Source organism: Streptomyces sp. NPDC003011 (genome assembly GCF_053591515.1).
Window position 1 is genome coordinate 63,303 of sequence record NZ_JBSFTY010000043.1, and the last position, 15,243, is coordinate 78,545.

Below are 15,243 nucleotides of genomic sequence, written 5' to 3' on the forward strand. Positions count from 1 at the left end.
GTAGGTACGGCTCGTGATGAAGGGATAAGGCAGCCATAAGAGGAGGATGAGAAGACTGCGGACGGCCCCCGGAAACACCGATGCCGCCCCTGGGGCGGCATCGGCAGGCTGTGGACTTCGGGTGAGGCGGAACGGCTCAGACGGCCGAACCCGCCTTCCACTGCGCCCAGTCCATGTTCCAGCCGTTGAGGCCGTTGTCCGGCGAGACCGTCTTGTCGCCGGTGTTCTGGACGACCACCACGTCACCGATGATCGAGTTGTTGTAGAACCAGGCGGCCGGGGTGTTCGGGTCGTCGGCGCCCTTGGTGTCGGACAGGCCGACGCAGCCGTGGCTGGTGTTCACCGAGCCGAAGATGGACTTCGCGCCCCAGTAGTTGCCGTGCAGGAAGGTGCCGGAGCTGGTCAGACGCATGGCGTGCGGCACGTCCTTGATGTCGTACTCGCCCTCGCCGTCGTCGTCGGTGAAGCCGACCGTCGCGCCGTTCATCCGGGTCTCCTTGAACTTCTCGGAGATCACCATCTGGCCCTCGTACGTCTTGTTCTCGGGCGAGCCGGCGGAGATCGGGATGGTCTTGACCGTCTTGCCGTCCTGCGTGACCTTCATCTGCTTGGTCTTCGCGTCGACGTACGTGACCTGGTTGCGGCCGATCTTGAAGGTGACCGTCTTCTGCTGGACGCCGTAGACACCGGAGGCACCCTCGACACCGTCGAGCGCGAGCTTCAGCGTGACGGTGGAGTTCTCCTGCCAGTAGTCGTCGGGCCGGCAGTCCATGCGGTTGGCGTTGAACCAGTGGCAGACGACTTCCTGCCCGCTGGTGGAGGAGACGGTGATGCCCTTCTGGACCGCCGCCTTGTCGGTGATCGCCTTGTCGAAGTTGATCGACACCGGCATGCCGACACCGACCGTGGCGCCGTCGTCCGGCGTGAACGTGCCGATGAAGCTGTTGGCCGGGGAGACCGTGGTGAACGAGGCGTTCTCGTGGGCGATGCGGCCCTCGGAGTCCTTGGCCTCCGCCGCCAGCTTGTAGGTGGTCGACCGCTCCAGCTGGACACTGGGCTTCCAGCTGGTCCGGTCCGCGGATATCTCGCCGCTGACCTCGGTGCCGTCGGTGGTCGTCATCGTCACCTCGGTGAGCGTGCCCTTGCTCACGGTGACGGCGGCCGAGTTGTTGATCGAGGCGTTGTTCGAGCCGTCCTTGGGTGTGATCTTGATCTGGGCCTCGGAGGTCTTCTTCGCCGCGGCCTCGTCGACCTTGGCCTGCGAGCTGTCGCCGCCGTCGTTGGCGGAGGCGTCGTCGCCGCCACCGGAACACGCCGAGAGCACCAGCACACCGCCGAGCAGTGCGGACGCGACCGTCAGGCCCCTGCGCCGCTTACCGACCGTCATCACACGCTTCTCCATCGTTGCCGAAAATCCCAGAACCTGAGAGTCCCCGTTAGTGAAACTTCAACGCTACGACCGGTTCGTCCCGTTCCACATGTCTCAGATGTGTGGGGCACACCACGTCCGCCGGGGCGGGTGGTGCGGATATCGGGCCGTGCGTCCCCTGAGACGACGAAACCCCGGGCGGCGGTTGCCGCCCGGGGTCACGATTTCCCCAAGCCGGTTCAGCCGACCGCCTCTTCTTTCTCGTCCTCGTCGTCATCATCCTCGTCGAGGTCCCAGTCCGGCGAATCGGGGTCGTACTCGATCTGCTCGCTGGACCAGGAGGCCTGCGCGAGGTCCACCCCCGGGACCGCCCTGACCAGGTCGGACGGGTCCACGAGATACGCGAGGGCCTCCGCGGTGTCTTCCGTCACAGCGCTCTCGGCGTGCTTCCGCTCCTCGGCCGGCATCTCGATGTCGTCCGCGATCCGCCCCAGCGCGGCCTCGGTGACGGCGCCCGTGTCGTCGACCTCGAGAACGAGTTCCACGCGAAGGCGTACAAAACGTGATGTCTCTGGAGTGCTCATGCCCGGAGAGTACGGCTCATCGCTCCCGTGACTTTCCCGTGACCCGCACCTTTCACTAACATCGCCCCACACGGCCAATTCGCCAGCACCACAAGGGGATCGATATTCCGTGTCATCCGCTCGCCGTCCGTTGCTGACCGCCACCGCCGCGGGGACCCTGCTGGGCGCCCTGTGGTTCGTCCCGTCCGCGAACGCGACAGACGACCACCCGGTGAGAACGGAGCCCGCGGCGGCCCCGGTCTCCCGGGTCACCACCCAGGCACGGGTCACCACCCAGGCACAGGTCACGGCCGAGACCTCGTCGACGACCGGGGACGGCGCCCGGCTCGCCGACACCGGCAGCTTCGACACCACGCCGTACGTCGTCGGCGGAACGGTGTTCCTCACTCTCGGCGCCGGCTTCGTGGTCTACTCGGTACGCCGCGAACATCTCGGCTTCTAAACCGACTTGACGTTCTCTTGACGAAACCTTCATAGTCCGCACATGAAGAGATCATCGAGGGCGCGGATAGGCGCCACGGCGACCGTGAGCGTACTGTCACTCGCCCTCATCACCGGCTGCGGCGGGGATGCGGACGACGCGGACGCGGCGCAGGGCTCGGACAAGTCCTCCGCCACGGCCACGACGGCCGCGAAGACGCTCAGCTCGGCCGAGCTGGAGAAGCTGATCATCACGAAGGCCGACGTCGACGGCTACGACGTCGACTCCGCCGACACCACGGACCAGTTCGCCAAGTCCAAGGACGAGGTGACGGTCAAGGACGCCGCCTGCGAGCCGATCGCGTACGTGCTCACCGGGTTCGCGCCGGGTGACGAGAGCTCGTTCGTCAACCGGATGGCCAGCCCCGCGGCCGAGGAGATCACGGCCACGGAGACCGAGGACCCCGCGGGCGCGCTCGAGGACGCACTGGGCGCCACGGTGACCATCGTCTCCCTCTCCTCCTACGAGGACGACGGCGCCGAGAAGACCATGACGGCCGTCAGCGACGCGGTCGAGGGCTGCGCGGGCGGGTTCACGGCGTCGGCGCCGGGCCAGGACACCCAGAAGTTCACCAAGGTCGCCGCGGAGAAGTCCGCCGCGACGGGCGAGTCGGTGGCGTTCGCGGTGACCGGCGCGGTCGACGGCGGTGGCGAGGCGACCGTGCACGCGGAGGTGGTGCGTCACGGCTCCACCGTCGCCACGTACTACTCGCTCAGCCTCGCCGCCCTGGGCGGCAAGGAGATCAAGTACACCGTGCCCGCCGAGATCGTGACGGCCCAGGCCGCCAAGCTCGCGTGACGCACTGACCGTTGGGGCCCTGCCGCGCGCCGCGGCAGGGCCCCTGCGCACCGGATACGGCTACCGCAGCGGTCCGGTGACCGTCTCCGCCGCCGCGACCAGCCGCCCCTCGCGCACGAACGCGTCCGCCGCGGCCAGGTCGGGCGCCAGGAACCGGTCCGGACCGGGCCCGCGCACCCCCGCCTTGCGGACGGCCTCGATGACCGCCCGCGACGCCGGCGCCGGGGACAGCCCCTCGCGCAGTTCGACGGCGCGGGTGGCGGCGTACAGCTCCACGGCGATGACCCGGGTGAGGTTGTCGACGGCGGTGCGCAGCTTGCGGGCGGCCGACCAGCCCATGGAGACGTGGTCCTCCTGCATCGCGGAGGACGGGATCGAGTCCGCGGACGCCGGTACGGCGAGCCGCTTCATCTCGCTGACCAGCGCGGCCTGCGTGTACTGGGCGATCATCAGACCCGAGTCGACGCCGGGGTCGTCGGCGAGGAACGGCGGCAGACCGTGGCTGCGGTTCTTGTCGAGCAGCCGGTCGGTGCGGCGCTCGGCGATGGAGGCCAGGTCGGCGGCCGCGATGGCGAGGAAGTCGAGGACGTACGCCACCGGGGCGCCGTGGAAGTTGCCGTTCGACTCCACGCGCCCGTCGGGCAGGACGACGGGATTGTCGACCGCCGACGCCAGCTCCCGCTCGGCCACCAGCCGGGCGTGCGCGAGCGTGTCCCGTCCGGCGCCGGCGACCTGCGGGGCGCAGCGCACGGAGTAGGCGTCCTGGACGCGGGGCGCGTCGTCCTGGTGGTGGCCGGTGAGCTCCGAACCCGCCAGCACGGCCAGCATGTTGGCGGCGGCGGCCCCCTGCCCCGGGTGCGGGCGGATGGCGTGCAGCTCGGGGGCGAGGACCTTGTCGGTGCCGAGGAGCGCCTCCAGCGACAGGGCGGCGGTGATGTCGGCCGACGTGTAGAGCGTGTCCAGGTCGGCCAGGGCCATGACCAGCATGCCGAGCATGCCGTCGGTGCCGTTGAGGAGCGCGAGGCCCTCCTTCTCGCGCAGTTCGACGGGGGCGATGCCGTGCTCGGCGAGGAGTTCGCCGGCGGGCCGTACGGTCCCGTCCGGGCCCTCTGCGTCACCCTCCCCCATGAGCGTCAGGGCACAGTGGGACAGCGGGGCCAGGTCGCCGGAGCAGCCGAGGGAACCGTACTCGTGGACGACCGGGGTGATGCCGGCGTTCAGGACGTCGGCCATGGTCTGCGCGACCTCGGGGCGGACGCCGGTGCGTCCGGAGCAGACGGTCTTCAGCCGCAGGAACATCAGCGCGCGCACGACCTCACGCTCGACCCGGGGCCCCATGCCGGCGGCGTGCGAGCGGACGATGTTGCGCTGGAGCTGCGCCCGCAGCTCCGGGCTGATGTGCCGGGTCGCCAGGGCACCGAAGCCGGTGCTCACGCCGTAGACGGGGTCGGGCTTGGCCGCGAGCTGGTCCACGATCGCGCGAGCGGCGGCGAGGGCCGCGACCGCCTCCTCGGAGAGCTGGACCCGGGCGCCGGCGCGCGCCACGGCGAGAACGTCGGACGCGGTGACCCCGCGCGTCCCCACCACCACAGTGTGCATATCCATATTCAGGAGCGTACGCAGTGAATTCGAGGATGTCACCAGTGGGGGGCGGGTTCGCCCCTTACCCGTACGTCACACCGACGCGGCCTCCTCAGTGCCGCCCCCGGAACCGGCGGCGCTCGGCGGTCCGCTCGGCGGAGGGCGAGTCGGCCAGCCGTACCACCGGGTCGTCGGGGCCCGCCCGGCCGGCCACGACCGGCCCGGGGGACCGTTCGGCCTTGGCCCGGTACTGGGCCGCGTCGGCGAGCCGGAACAGCCGGCGGGCCGAGCCCACCGGCCCGATGGGGTCCTCGGTGGACGCGACCCCGCAGGCGACGCCCTCTCCCAGCTCCAGCTCGGCGGCCCGGCGGCAGAGTTCGCCGGCCGCCTCCACCACCGCGTCGGCGGGCGGCCCGACCGCGAGCAGACAGAACTCGTCCCCGCCCAGGCGGGCGGCGAGCGTGCCGGGCAGCATGGCACCGCACAGCGACAGGACCGACCCGAACCGTTCCAGGAGCCGGTCGCCGACGGCGTGCCCGCGGGTGTCGTTGACCCGCTTGAGCCCGTTGAGATCACAGACGACGAGGCTGACCACGACCCCTTCCCTGCGGTGCCGCTCGACGGCCTCGTCCAGGCGGGAGTCGACGGCGCGGCGGTTGGCGAGGCCGGTGAGGGCGTCGGTGAACGCCAGCCGCCGCACCTCCTCCAGCCGCTCGGTCTGGGCGATACCGGCGGCCACGACGGAGGCCAGGACGGTGGCGAAGTCGGCGTCGCCGCGGTCGAAGACGGGAGCCCCGACCGGACGGGCGACGTACAGCTCGCCCCAGGCCCGCCCGTGCTGCACGATCGGCGCGACGACACAGCAGCCGCGCCGGCGCCGGCGCAGGGCGGCGACACGCTGGTGGACGTATCCGGGCCGGCGTCCGGCGGCCGGCCCCTCCGCGGTCTCCACCCAGGCGTCGGGCTCGCCGCCCCCGGCCCACCGCTCGTGCAGGAACTCGGTGATCTCGGCGAACTGGTGCACCGGGTAGGCCTCGTCGTCCGGGTACTCCTCCTCGTCCTCGGCCCGCTCCCCCACGTTGACGAGGACCCGCAGCCGGCCGAGGTCGCGCTCCCACACCGACAGGGCGGCGAAGCTCCCGCCGAGCGCGCGGCACGCCCCGCCGGCGGCAGCCCGCCACACCTCCCGCGAGCTGCGGGCCGCCGCCATGCCCTGCGCCAAAGCGACCACGGCCGCGAGCCGCCTGTCCTCACCCATCAGTCCAGGCTAGGGACGATTCACCCCAAACGGGACATTGATGTGGCGAACAGGTGCGTCCCCGGGTACCGGCACGGTGACGCGCCGCCCGCCCGCGGACGAGCCGGGTCCGCGCACGGGCCGGCTACTCCCCCGGCCACTGCGGTGCGCGCTTCTCGTTGAAGGCCGCCACCCCTTCCGCCCGGTCCCCCGAGAACGCCACCGACCGCCACGCCGCGTCCTCGACCTCCAGTCCGGCCCGCAGGTCCAGACCGTGTCCGAGCCGCAGCGCCCGCTTCGCCGCGCGCAGGCCCACCGGGGAGTTCGCCGCGATCCGGCCCGCCGTCGCCAGCGCCTCCTCCCGGTCCCGGCCGGTCTCCACCAGCACGTCCACGAGCCCCAGCTCCCGCGCCTCCGCGGCCTCCACCCGCCGCGCCGTGAAGATCAGCTCGGCCGCCCGGGCCGCCCCGACCCGGCGCGGCAGCAACTGCGTACCGCCCCCGCCCGGGATCACCCCGACCGACACCTCGGGCAGCCCCAGCACGGCCGTCCGGTCCGCCACGATCAGGTCGCAGGCGAGCGCCAGTTCGAAACCGCCGCCGAGGGCGTACCCGTGCACCGCCGCGATCGTCGGCACCGGCAGCTCCAGCACCCCGGTGTACGCGCCCCGGGCCACCGGCCGCTGCCGCACCAGCTCGGCGTCGCTCAGGGAGTTGCGCTCCTTCAGGTCGGCCCCGACGCAGAAGGCCCGCTCGTGCGTCGAGGTCAGCACGACCACGCGGACGTCCCTGTCCTCGCCCAGCGCGGCACAGGCCGCCGTGAGGGAGCGGGCCATCGCCGTCGAGACCGCGTTCATGGCCTTGGGCCGGTCCAGGGCCAGCTCCGCGACGTGTCCCCGCTCGTGCCGCCGCACCGACACGAACTCCCCGAACCGCTCCTCGCTCATGACACCCTCCCGGTCACCCGTTAACGACGGTTAACAACTGGCGCTCCGATCATCGCAGCCGATCCGCGCGGGAGGAAGGGCAGGGCCGGCCTCCGGTTACCGCGGCCACGCCCGACCCCCCGTTCGAGTGAACATTCCTGCCAACCCCCACCACGCCGCCCACGGCAGCGCATACCGTGCGTGCGCCGCGCGGCGCATCGGGGGCGCGCGCCTGGGGAGGGATCGCGATGACGACGACGGACACGCCGACGAAGCCGGACAGAGCCACCGCGCGAGCCGCGACGACCGCACCCGAGTCGTACGACGACGGCACCGGTCTCGGGGCCGGACCCCGGCTCCAGGCGCCCCGCGGCCGTCACCGCAAGCCCCGCCCCCGCGGACTGCTGCTCACCGCGGGAGGCCTCGCGCTGGCCGCGGGTGTGCTGAGTCTCGTACGGCTGACGTCCGACTCCCACGTCGGCGGTCCGGGCACCGCGCAGGCCGGACCCCTTCCGGACGCCCCGGGCACCGCCACCGCCACCGGCCCGGACGCGGGCCGGGCGACCGACGCCGCCGCGAGGGCCGGGACGGTCCCGGAGGTGAGCCCGTCGGCGACCTCGCCACTGGGCGGTGCGGGCGCGACCCCGCTGCCGGGTGTGTCCCTCGCTCCGACTCCGGCCACGGCCGCGTCACCGTCGGGACCCGCGCCCGGCACCACGGCCGTCCCGGACGCCCCGGACCCGCCCGGCGCCCCCGCGGCCACCACCGCACCCCGGACACCGGAACCGGCCGGCCCCACCGCCCCGCGCCCGGCCCCGCCCTCCGCACCGAGCCCGACCCCGGCCTCACCGGCGCCCGAGCCACCCGCCCGGCCCCACCGGCCGGACCTGTGCGTGCCGGTCATCGGCCTGTGCCTGGACTCACCGCTCCGGCGCGGCTGAGAGGACCGCCGGGCCGAGCGCACCCGCACGGGCCGCGGTTCCCGCTACGGCTCCACGCTCCGCCGCGTGAGCAGCCACGGCTCGACCACGCCGAGCCCGCGCACCGGCCGCTGCCACATCGGCTGGAGCGCGAAGCGGTACGCCGGCGGCTCCTCGCCCTCCTTCTCCGCGGCGGCCGCGGCCTCGGCCGCCTCCGCCTCGGAGGCCGGCGCCTCCCCGGTGCGGATCAGTTCCTGCGCGAAGGCGCTGTCGACGAGGACGGCGTCCCGGGGAGCTATCGACGTCAGCCGGGAGGCGAGGTTCACCGTCGTACCGAAGACATCGCCCATCCGGGTGGTCACCGTGCCGAAGGCGATGCCGACGCGCAGCTCGGGCATGGTGTCGTCGTTCGCCATCGTCTCGATCAGGCGCAGTGCGATCTCGGCGGCCACGCCCGCGTCGTCGGCGGCGTACAGCACCTCGTCGCCGAGCGTCTTGACGAGCCGTCCGCCGCGCGCGGCGACCAGGTCGGCGGCGGTGGTCTCGAAGGCCTCGACCAGTTCGCCGAGCTCCTCCTCCTCCATCCGGCGGGTCAGCCGCGTGAACCCGACCAGGTCGGCGAAGCCGACGGCCAGGCGCCGGTCGACCATCTCCTCGTCGTCGGCGGTCTGGATGACCCGCCCGGCCGAGGCGGCGAGCTGACGGCGCCAGACGTAGACGAGGAACTCCTCCAGTTCCGGCAGGAGCAGCTCGATGATCGGGTACGTCACCTCGGTGCGCGTCATACCGGGTTCCGGGGGCTCGGTCAGCCCTTCCAGGAACGAGTCGATCTGCCACTCGGCCAGCCGCGCGGTGGTCTGCCCGGTCGACCGGGCCACCTGCACGGCCATCGCCTCGCTGAGCAGTCCCGCCTCGACGAGACCGGAGAGCCGGCGCAGCGCGAGCACGTCGGCCTCGGTGAGCGCCCTGGCCTGGCCGATGTCGGCGAAGCCCATCGCCCGCCAGAAGCGGGTGGCCAGCTCGACGGAGACACCGGCGCTGCGGGCCGCCTGGAAGGGGGTGTAGCGCCGCTCGGCGCCGAGGATCAGCTGTTCGATGCGCAGGGCGAGCGGGTCCTCGCCGGAGTCGGCGGCGTGCGGGTCCTCCCGCTCGAACGATGTCGAGTGGGAAGGAGGGTCCACCCGGCCGTCCGCGTCCGCGCCGGAGCCCGTGTCGTCGACGGTCACGCCTGCTGCCCTTCCGATCTGCCACGGTCAGGTATCGACCGGCCTTCACTTTACGGCAGGTGTGCGCCAGCTCACTCCGCGAGTGTCCGCGGCGGTCCTGCCGAGGTGCGCCTGCCGTGCGGCCGAGCCGGGTGCCGGGCGGGCCCGGGCCGGGGGTCCGGGGGCGGGGCTGCCGGCCGCTACGCCGGTCGCAGGTGCACGATGTCGCCCGCTCCCACCGGCTCCTGCACGCCCTCCCCGGTCGCGATCACCAGCCTCCCGTCCCCGTCGATCGCCACCGCCTCCCCGACCACCGACCGGTCTCCCGGCAACTGGGCCCGCACCGTCCGCCCGAGGGTCGCGCAGCCCGCCGCGTACGCCTCCTGCAAGCCACTGAGGGCGGGGTCCCCGTTCGCCGCCCGCCACTTCGCGTACCACTGCTCCACGGAACGGAGCACACCGCGCAGCAGGGGATCCCGGTCCGTGCTCACCGCCCCCGCGAGCGCCAGTGAGCCCGCCTGCGGCACCGGCAGCTCGTCGGCCCGCAGGGTGACGTTGATGCCGACGCCGACGACCACCCCGCCGTCCCCGGCCCGCTCGGCCAGGATCCCGCCGGTCTTGCGCTCCTCGCCGTCCACGGTCACCAGCAGGTCGTTGGGCCACTTGAGTGCCGTGTCCACACCGGCCGCCCGCGCCAGCCCCGTCGCCACCGCCACACCGGTCAGCAGCGGCAGCCACCCCCAGCGGGCCACCGGCACCTCGCTGGGCCGCAGCAGCACGGAGAAGAACAGGCCGGAGCGCGCCGGTGCCGTCCACTGCCGGTCCAGGCGTCCCCGCCCGGCCGACTGCTCCTCCGCGACGACGACCGCGCCCTCGGCCGCCTTGCCCGCGGCCGCCAGGGTGACCAGGTCGGAGTTGGTGGAGCCGGTCCGCTGCACCACCTCGACCCCGGACCACAGTCCGCCCTCCCGCACCAGCGCCCGGCGCAGGGCGGCTCCGTTGAGGGGCGGGCGGTCCAGGTCGGACCACCGGCTGTCGTTCGCGTCTGAGGCATCTCGCGGCGTCATGCAAGCCACCCTAGGTGTGGTAAACGCCGCACTGCCGAACGGTAGGCACCCCACTACGCTACGGATGAGTAACCGTCCCCCCTTTTGAGCAGGCAGGGAGCCCATCCCGATGTCCGAGCCGGAAGAGCGTCACGAGATCCCAGGGATCGACATCCACACGACCGCGGGCAAGCTCGCGGATCTCCAGCGCCGTATCGAAGAAGCGACGCACGCCGGCTCCGCACGCGCCGTCGAGAAGCAGCACGCCAAGGGCAAGCTGACGGCCCGTGAACGGATCGACCTGCTGCTGGACGAGGGGTCGTTCGTCGAGCTCGACGAGTTCGCGCGGCACCGCTCCACCAGCTTCGGCCTGGACACCAACCGCCCGTACGGGGACGGTGTCGTCACCGGATACGGCACCGTCGACGGCCGTCCGGTCGCCGTCTTCTCCCAGGACTTCACCGTTTTCGGCGGGGCGCTGGGCGAGGTCTACGGCCAGAAGATCGTCAAGGTGATGGACTTCGCCCTCAAGACGGGCTGTCCGGTCATCGGCATCAACGACTCCGGCGGCGCCCGTATCCAGGAGGGTGTCGCCTCGCTCGGCGCGTACGGCGAGATCTTCCGCCGCAACACCCACGCCTCGGGCGTCATCCCGCAGATCAGTCTGGTCGTCGGCCCCTGCGCGGGCGGTGCCGTGTACTCCCCGGCGATCACCGACTTCACGGTCATGGTCGACCAGACCTCGCACATGTTCATCACCGGCCCGGACGTCATCAAGACGGTCACCGGCGAGGACGTCGGCTTCGAGGAGCTGGGCGGCGCCCGTACGCACAACTCGACCTCCGGCGTGGCCCATCACATGGCCGGGGACGAGAAGGACGCCGTCGAGTACATCAAGCAGCTGCTGTCGTACCTGCCGTCCAACAACCTCAGCGAGGCGCCGGCGTTCCCGGAGGAGGCGGACCTCGCCGTCACCGACGAGGACCGCGAGCTGGACCGGATCGTCCCGGACAGCGCGAACCAGCCGTACGACATGCACACGGTGATCGAACACGTCCTGGACGACGCCGAGTTCTTCGAGACGCAGCCGCTGTACGCGCCGAACATCCTCACCGGGTACGGCCGGGTCGAGGGCCGGCCCGTCGGCATCGTCGCCAACCAGCCGATGCAGTTCGCGGGCTGCCTCGACATCAAGGCCAGCGAGAAGGCGGCCCGTTTCGTCCGCACCTGCGACGCCTTCAACATCCCGGTGCTCACGTTCGTGGACGTCCCCGGCTTCCTGCCCGGCGTCGACCAGGAGCACGACGGCATCATCCGCCGCGGCGCCAAGCTGATCTACGCCTACGCCGAGGCCACCGTCCCGCTCATCACCGTCATCACCCGCAAGGCCTTCGGCGGCGCCTACGACGTCATGGGCTCCAAGCACCTCGGCGCCGACCTCAACCTCGCCTGGCCGACCGCCCAGATCGCCGTGATGGGCGCCCAGGGCGCGGTCAACATCCTGCACCGCCGCACGATCGCCGAGGCGGAGGCCGCCGGCGACCTGGAGGCGACCCGGGCCCGGCTCATCCAGGAGTACGAGGACGCCCTCCTCAACCCCTACATCGCGGCCGAGCGCGGCTACGTCGACTCCGTGATCATGCCGTCGGACACCCGCCGGCACGTCGTACGGGGCCTGCGTCAACTGCGCACCAAGCGGGAATCCCTGCCCCCGAAGAAGCACGGCAACATCCCCCTCTAGCCCACGACCGACTGGGAGCCGTCATGACGATCAAGGTCGTACGGGGCAACCCGACCCCGGAGGAGCTGGCCGCCGCCCTGGCGGTGGTCCGCGCCCGCGCCGCGGCGGCACAGGCCACGCCGTCCGGCGCGCCCGAGCCCGAGGACGCCTGGTCGGACCCGTCCCGCATCGCGGCCCAGCGCCTGCCGCAGCCGGGCCCGACGGCATGGAGCCGCACGTACTGGCCGGGCTGAGGCCGACCCCCCGGGGGCGCGGGGGACTGCGCGGCCCACCCCCGCGCACCCGCGGCTACAGACGGCCCGCCACCGCTTCGGCCATCACCTCGTACCCGGCGTCGTTCGGGTGCAGGTGATCGCCGAAGTCGTACGACGCCCGCAGCCGGTCCGGGTCCGCCGGATCGGCCAGGGCGCGGTGGAGGTCGACGACCGCGTCGTACTCCCCCGCGCACCGGACCCACCGGGCGACCTCGCGACTCACCCCGGCCGCGTGCTCGCCCCAGTGGTCCGAGCCGCCGAAGGGCAGCAGGGTGCAGCCGATCACCCGCAGCGCCCGGCGCCGCGCCTGGCGTATCAGCTCCCGGTACCCGGCGATGATCTCCTCCGCCTCGACCACCGGTGCCGGGTGGTACGTCGGCTGCTCGTCCGTCTCGCTGAACCCGATGTCGTTCAGCCCGTGCAGGACGACCAGCGTGTCCACACCCGCCTGCTCCAGCACGTCCCGCCGCAAGCGGTGGACGCCCTTCTCCCCGTACCACGCGGAGTCGTTGAGCAGCAGGTTCCCGCCGATCCCGGCGTTGAGGACGGGCCGCCCCGTCCGCGCGGCGAGCGCGTCCGACCAGCGGCGGTCGGTGCCCGGCGTCGAGCCGAACCCGTCGGTGACGGAGTCGCCGAACAGGGCGATCCCGTCCGTGCGGCCGGCGTCGACCTCGACGCCGGACAGGAAGTACCAGGACTCGGTCACCGCGTCGAACCCCTCCGCGCCGACGTCGTCCAGCAGGTCCCCTTGCCCCCGGTGGCTCGCCGTGAAGGCCTGCGCGTGGAAGGTCGCGGGCCCGGTGGCCGCGTCGAAGTGCAGCGTGACCGTCACCCGCTCCCCCGCCGCCACGGCGAGCGCTGCCGTGTCACTGACGGCCTCTCCCCGCGCCGGGATCCCGGTGTGCGCGGCGCCCTGGAAGGTGAGCCGCCGCAGCGACCCCGGCTCGACCCCCGCCCCCGTGGCCGTACGGCCGACCGTGGCCCCCGCGACCCGGACGGCAGAGCTGCCGTACGCGTTCGACAGGCGCACCCGGAGCCGCCCGCCCCCTGCCGTCAGCCGGACGGCCTGACGCACGGACTGGCGCCAGAAGCCCTCCCGGGACCAGTTGGGGGTGAAGCCTTCGCTGGGCAGCTGGGGTGACGCGATCCAGGCAGCGGTGAACATGACACGCCCTCTCCAAACGGGACTGAAGTTCCTTTAGAGTAACGGAACCGCAGACCCGTTTGCAGCGGCCCTGGCTGACGCGGTGAAGTTGAGTACGCGTACTCAGGCGCCCTCCACGAAATCCCCGCAAGCTCGAAACCATGCTGTGGTCCGACCCCGAGAACGAGCCGCCCCAGGAACTGCGCGACACGCAGGCCATGCTGCGGCGGCTGGGCGTTCTCATGGCCCTGGCGATGGTGCTGGCGATGATCGTGATCGGGGTGAGATGAGACCCGTCCGGCGGACCGCCGATACGCTGACCGTATGACTGATCAGCCGCGCCGCCGACTCGTCCTCGCCTCCCAGTCCCCCGCCCGGCTCGGACTGCTGCGCCAGGCCGGACTCGACCCCGAGGTGATCGTGAGCGGCGTCGACGAGGACGCCGTCACCGCGCCGACCCCCGCCGAGCTGGCACGCGCCCTGGCCGAGGCGAAGGCCTCCGTGGTGGCGGCGAGGCCCGAGGCCGAGGGCGCCCTGGTGATCGGCTGCGACTCGGTGCTCGACCTGGACGGCGAGGCGCTGGGCAAGCCCGCGGACGCCGAGGAGGCCACCGCCCGCTGGAAGGCGATGCGCGGCCGCGCCGGGACGCTCCAGACCGGCCACTGCGTCCACGACACGGTCAGCGGACGGTACGTCTCCGCCACCGCCTCCACCGTCGTCCGCTTCGGCGAGCCGACCGACGAGGAGATCGCCGCGTACGTCGCCACGGGCGAACCCCTCCGCGTGGCCGGGGCGTTCACCCTGGACGGCCGCTCGGCCCCGTTCGTCGACGGCATCGAGGGCGACCACGGCAACGTGATCGGCATCAGCCTGCCCCTGGTCCGCCGCCTGCTGGCCGAACTGGGCGTCGGGATCACCGACCTGTGGACACCGCGGGAGCGGTGACCACGCCGCCCTGAACGGGGCCCGCGATCAGGGCCCCGTGATCAGTGCGTGCCGGGCGCCGCCGGCGCGGGCGTGACCGGGGAGCCGCCGTCGCCCCTGGTGCCGCCCGGCGTGGCATCGGCGGGCGGCACCGTCGCGTCGGCGGGCGCGCCCGGGAGGTCGTACGTCATCAGCAGCAGCACGATCAGGGCGAGCACCACCACCATGAACAGGAACTCGGGCCAGCCCATCAGCCCCCACGCGAACGCGCCGAGCAGGCCGTGCACCACGGCCGCGCTGATCAGCAGGATGCGGCCGAAGCCGACGGGCGCGCGGTCGCGCAGCGCGACCAGCAGCGCGACCAGGCCGCAGAAGCCGAAGTAGAGACCGAAGAGGATCCCGCCGATCTTCGACGACGTGGACATCATGTCCGGGTCGAGACCCGCCAGGGACATGTCCTGCCGGTCGACGACGATCCCGAGGAACCAGTTCAGCGCGGCCACGCCGAGTGCCTCCGCGAAGAGCACGACCGCCACGGCCCATGCCACCGGCCTGCGCACGACCACGGGTCCACCCACCTTCGACTGCGGTCCGAGCAGGGCTGCCGTGACCTCACGTACGTTCGGGACATCGGGAACGCTACTAACCGGTAAACGCGGGGACAAGAGTCCGGCGAAGGGCAAAGAATCATTGGGCCATTCGTAGGGACTCCACAAAGAAACCCAGTGGGCCGCAGCACGCCACTACAGAGACCTTGACCACACAGGAGGGCTAGGGTTTCCCGGAGGAGTCCTGCGTACCGAGGTGCGACAAGGGATTTCACGGTCGAGCGAGCCTCGTATCACGCTCCGTGTGGGCAAGCTCACCACGGGGGACGGGTCGAAGTGTCGTGTCGGCAGTCCCTAAACTCGGCTTGTTTCAAGGAGGGAGCCTCAATCGTGCGCAAGGTGCTCATCGCCAACCGTGGCGAAATCGCTGTCCGCGTGGCCCGGGCCTGCCGGGACGCCGGGATCGCGAGCGTGGCCGTCTACGCC

At 72.3% G+C, this 15,243-nt stretch carries 17 protein-coding genes; 8 read left to right on the forward strand and 9 right to left on the reverse strand.

The genetic code is table 11. From position 1 onward, the window contains the following. Positions 1-136 precede the first annotated feature (136 nt). Both ACWD0J_RS22665 and ACWD0J_RS22670 read right to left on the reverse strand, forming a co-directional pair. Entirely contained in the window at positions 137-1,387 is a 1,251-nt protein-coding gene (locus tag ACWD0J_RS22665; protein WP_451497617.1) for a L,D-transpeptidase, read from the reverse strand. Positions 1,388-1,608: 221 nt separating this feature from the next. After that, positions 1,609-1,914: a hypothetical protein gene (locus ACWD0J_RS22670; protein ID WP_451497618.1), complete on the reverse strand. Its 306-nt coding sequence runs from the start codon at positions 1,912-1,914 to the stop codon at positions 1,609-1,611. Positions 1,915-2,083: 169 nt separating this feature from the next. On the opposite strand from ACWD0J_RS22670, the gene ACWD0J_RS22675 reads away from it, so the two are divergent. Together ACWD0J_RS22675 and ACWD0J_RS22680 are read left to right on the forward strand one after the other, a co-directional pair. Beyond that, positions 2,084-2,395, forward strand: a complete 312-nt coding sequence (locus ACWD0J_RS22675; RefSeq protein ID WP_451497631.1) for a hypothetical protein — start codon at positions 2,084-2,086, stop codon at positions 2,393-2,395. A gap of 84 nt (positions 2,396-2,479) precedes the next feature. Then, positions 2,480-3,232, forward strand: a complete 753-nt coding sequence (locus ACWD0J_RS22680) for a hypothetical protein (RefSeq protein ID WP_451497619.1) — start codon at positions 2,480-2,482, stop codon at positions 3,230-3,232. A gap of 60 nt (positions 3,233-3,292) precedes the next feature. Here the strand turns inward: ACWD0J_RS22680 and hutH are convergent, their stop codons facing one another. The 3 genes from hutH to ACWD0J_RS22695 form a co-directional block, all read right to left on the reverse strand. Continuing rightward, positions 3,293-4,831 (reverse strand): histidine ammonia-lyase, encoded by a 1,539-nt coding sequence (gene hutH, locus ACWD0J_RS22685; RefSeq protein WP_451497632.1) that lies wholly within the window; start codon positions 4,829-4,831, stop codon positions 3,293-3,295. Between the two features lie 94 nt (positions 4,832-4,925). Beyond that, on the reverse strand, positions 4,926-6,071 hold the full coding sequence (locus tag ACWD0J_RS22690; RefSeq protein ID WP_451497620.1) for a diguanylate cyclase domain-containing protein: 1,146 nt from the start codon (positions 6,069-6,071) through the stop codon (positions 4,926-4,928). A gap of 124 nt (positions 6,072-6,195) precedes the next feature. After that, a complete protein-coding gene (locus ACWD0J_RS22695) occupies positions 6,196-6,996 on the reverse strand; it encodes an enoyl-CoA hydratase/isomerase family protein (protein ID WP_451497621.1) in 801 nt (266 codons plus the stop codon). Between the two features lie 227 nt (positions 6,997-7,223). On the opposite strand from ACWD0J_RS22695, the gene ACWD0J_RS22700 reads away from it, so the two are divergent. Further along, positions 7,224-7,916, forward strand: a complete 693-nt coding sequence (locus ACWD0J_RS22700; RefSeq protein ID WP_451497622.1) for a hypothetical protein — start codon at positions 7,224-7,226, stop codon at positions 7,914-7,916. A gap of 44 nt (positions 7,917-7,960) precedes the next feature. On the opposite strand, the gene ACWD0J_RS22705 is transcribed toward ACWD0J_RS22700, so the two are convergent. Both ACWD0J_RS22705 and ACWD0J_RS22710 read right to left on the reverse strand, forming a co-directional pair. Beyond that, complete coding sequence (locus ACWD0J_RS22705) at positions 7,961-9,121, reverse strand: adenylate/guanylate cyclase domain-containing protein (protein WP_451497623.1); 1,161 nt, start codon at positions 9,119-9,121, stop codon at positions 7,961-7,963. A 179-nt stretch (positions 9,122-9,300) separates the two neighbouring features. Beyond that, a complete protein-coding gene (locus ACWD0J_RS22710) occupies positions 9,301-10,167 on the reverse strand; it encodes a biotin--[acetyl-CoA-carboxylase] ligase (RefSeq protein WP_451497624.1) in 867 nt (288 codons plus the stop codon). 109 nt (positions 10,168-10,276) lie between these two features. Between ACWD0J_RS22710 and ACWD0J_RS22715 the strand changes: the two genes are divergently transcribed. Both ACWD0J_RS22715 and ACWD0J_RS22720 read left to right on the forward strand, forming a co-directional pair. Then, entirely contained in the window at positions 10,277-11,887 is a 1,611-nt protein-coding gene (locus ACWD0J_RS22715; protein ID WP_451497625.1) for an acyl-CoA carboxylase subunit beta, read from the forward strand. A gap of 23 nt (positions 11,888-11,910) precedes the next feature. After that, positions 11,911-12,120 (forward strand): acyl-CoA carboxylase subunit epsilon, encoded by a 210-nt coding sequence (locus tag ACWD0J_RS22720; protein WP_451497626.1) that lies wholly within the window; start codon positions 11,911-11,913, stop codon positions 12,118-12,120. Between the two features lie 55 nt (positions 12,121-12,175). On the opposite strand, the gene ACWD0J_RS22725 is transcribed toward ACWD0J_RS22720, so the two are convergent. After that, positions 12,176-13,306 carry an SGNH/GDSL hydrolase family protein gene (locus ACWD0J_RS22725; protein WP_451497627.1) on the reverse strand — a complete coding sequence of 377 codons (1,131 nt, stop codon included), beginning with the start codon at positions 13,304-13,306 and terminating at the stop codon, positions 12,176-12,178. Positions 13,307-13,446: 140 nt separating this feature from the next. On the opposite strand from ACWD0J_RS22725, the gene mmpB reads away from it, so the two are divergent. Further along, positions 13,447-13,575 carry a morphogenic membrane protein MmpB gene (gene mmpB, locus ACWD0J_RS22730; protein ID WP_451497628.1) on the forward strand — a complete coding sequence of 43 codons (129 nt, stop codon included), beginning with the start codon at positions 13,447-13,449 and terminating at the stop codon, positions 13,573-13,575. Between the two features lie 34 nt (positions 13,576-13,609). Further along, positions 13,610-14,230, forward strand: coding sequence for a Maf family protein (locus tag ACWD0J_RS22735; RefSeq protein ID WP_451497629.1), 621 nt, complete (start codon positions 13,610-13,612; stop codon positions 14,228-14,230). Positions 14,231-14,271: 41 nt separating this feature from the next. Here the strand turns inward: ACWD0J_RS22735 and ACWD0J_RS22740 are convergent, their stop codons facing one another. Further along, a complete protein-coding gene (locus tag ACWD0J_RS22740; protein WP_451497633.1) occupies positions 14,272-14,769 on the reverse strand; it encodes a hypothetical protein in 498 nt (165 codons plus the stop codon). Positions 14,770-15,147: 378 nt separating this feature from the next. Between ACWD0J_RS22740 and ACWD0J_RS22745 the strand changes: the two genes are divergently transcribed. Continuing rightward, the coding region (locus ACWD0J_RS22745) for a biotin carboxylase N-terminal domain-containing protein (RefSeq protein ID WP_279617129.1) at positions 15,148-15,243 on the forward strand (96 nt) is incomplete at its 3' end.

Bases quoted from the DNA above. Each gene is read 5' to 3' on its own strand.
- ACWD0J_RS22665 (WP_451497617.1), bottom strand. From the start codon at position 1,387: ATGACGGTCGGTAAGCGGCGCAGGGGCCTGACGGTCGCGTCCGCACTG.
- hutH (WP_451497632.1), bottom strand. From the start codon at position 4,831: ATGCACACTGTGGTGGTGGGGACGCGCGGGGTCACCGCGTCCGACGTT.
- ACWD0J_RS22690 (WP_451497620.1), bottom strand. From the start codon at position 6,071: ATGGGTGAGGACAGGCGGCTCGCGGCCGTGGTCGCTTTGGCGCAGGGC.
- ACWD0J_RS22695 (WP_451497621.1), bottom strand. From the start codon at position 6,996: ATGAGCGAGGAGCGGTTCGGGGAGTTCGTGTCGGTGCGGCGGCACGAG.
- ACWD0J_RS22700 (WP_451497622.1), top strand. From the start codon at position 7,224: ATGACGACGACGGACACGCCGACGAAGCCGGACAGAGCCACCGCGCGA.
- ACWD0J_RS22710 (WP_451497624.1), bottom strand. From the start codon at position 10,167: ATGACGCCGCGAGATGCCTCAGACGCGAACGACAGCCGGTGGTCCGAC.
- ACWD0J_RS22715 (WP_451497625.1), top strand. From the start codon at position 10,277: ATGTCCGAGCCGGAAGAGCGTCACGAGATCCCAGGGATCGACATCCAC.
- ACWD0J_RS22720 (WP_451497626.1), top strand. From the start codon at position 11,911: ATGACGATCAAGGTCGTACGGGGCAACCCGACCCCGGAGGAGCTGGCC.
- ACWD0J_RS22725 (WP_451497627.1), bottom strand. From the start codon at position 13,306: ATGTTCACCGCTGCCTGGATCGCGTCACCCCAGCTGCCCAGCGAAGGC.
- mmpB (WP_451497628.1), top strand. From the start codon at position 13,447: ATGCTGTGGTCCGACCCCGAGAACGAGCCGCCCCAGGAACTGCGCGAC.
- ACWD0J_RS22735 (WP_451497629.1), top strand. From the start codon at position 13,610: ATGACTGATCAGCCGCGCCGCCGACTCGTCCTCGCCTCCCAGTCCCCC.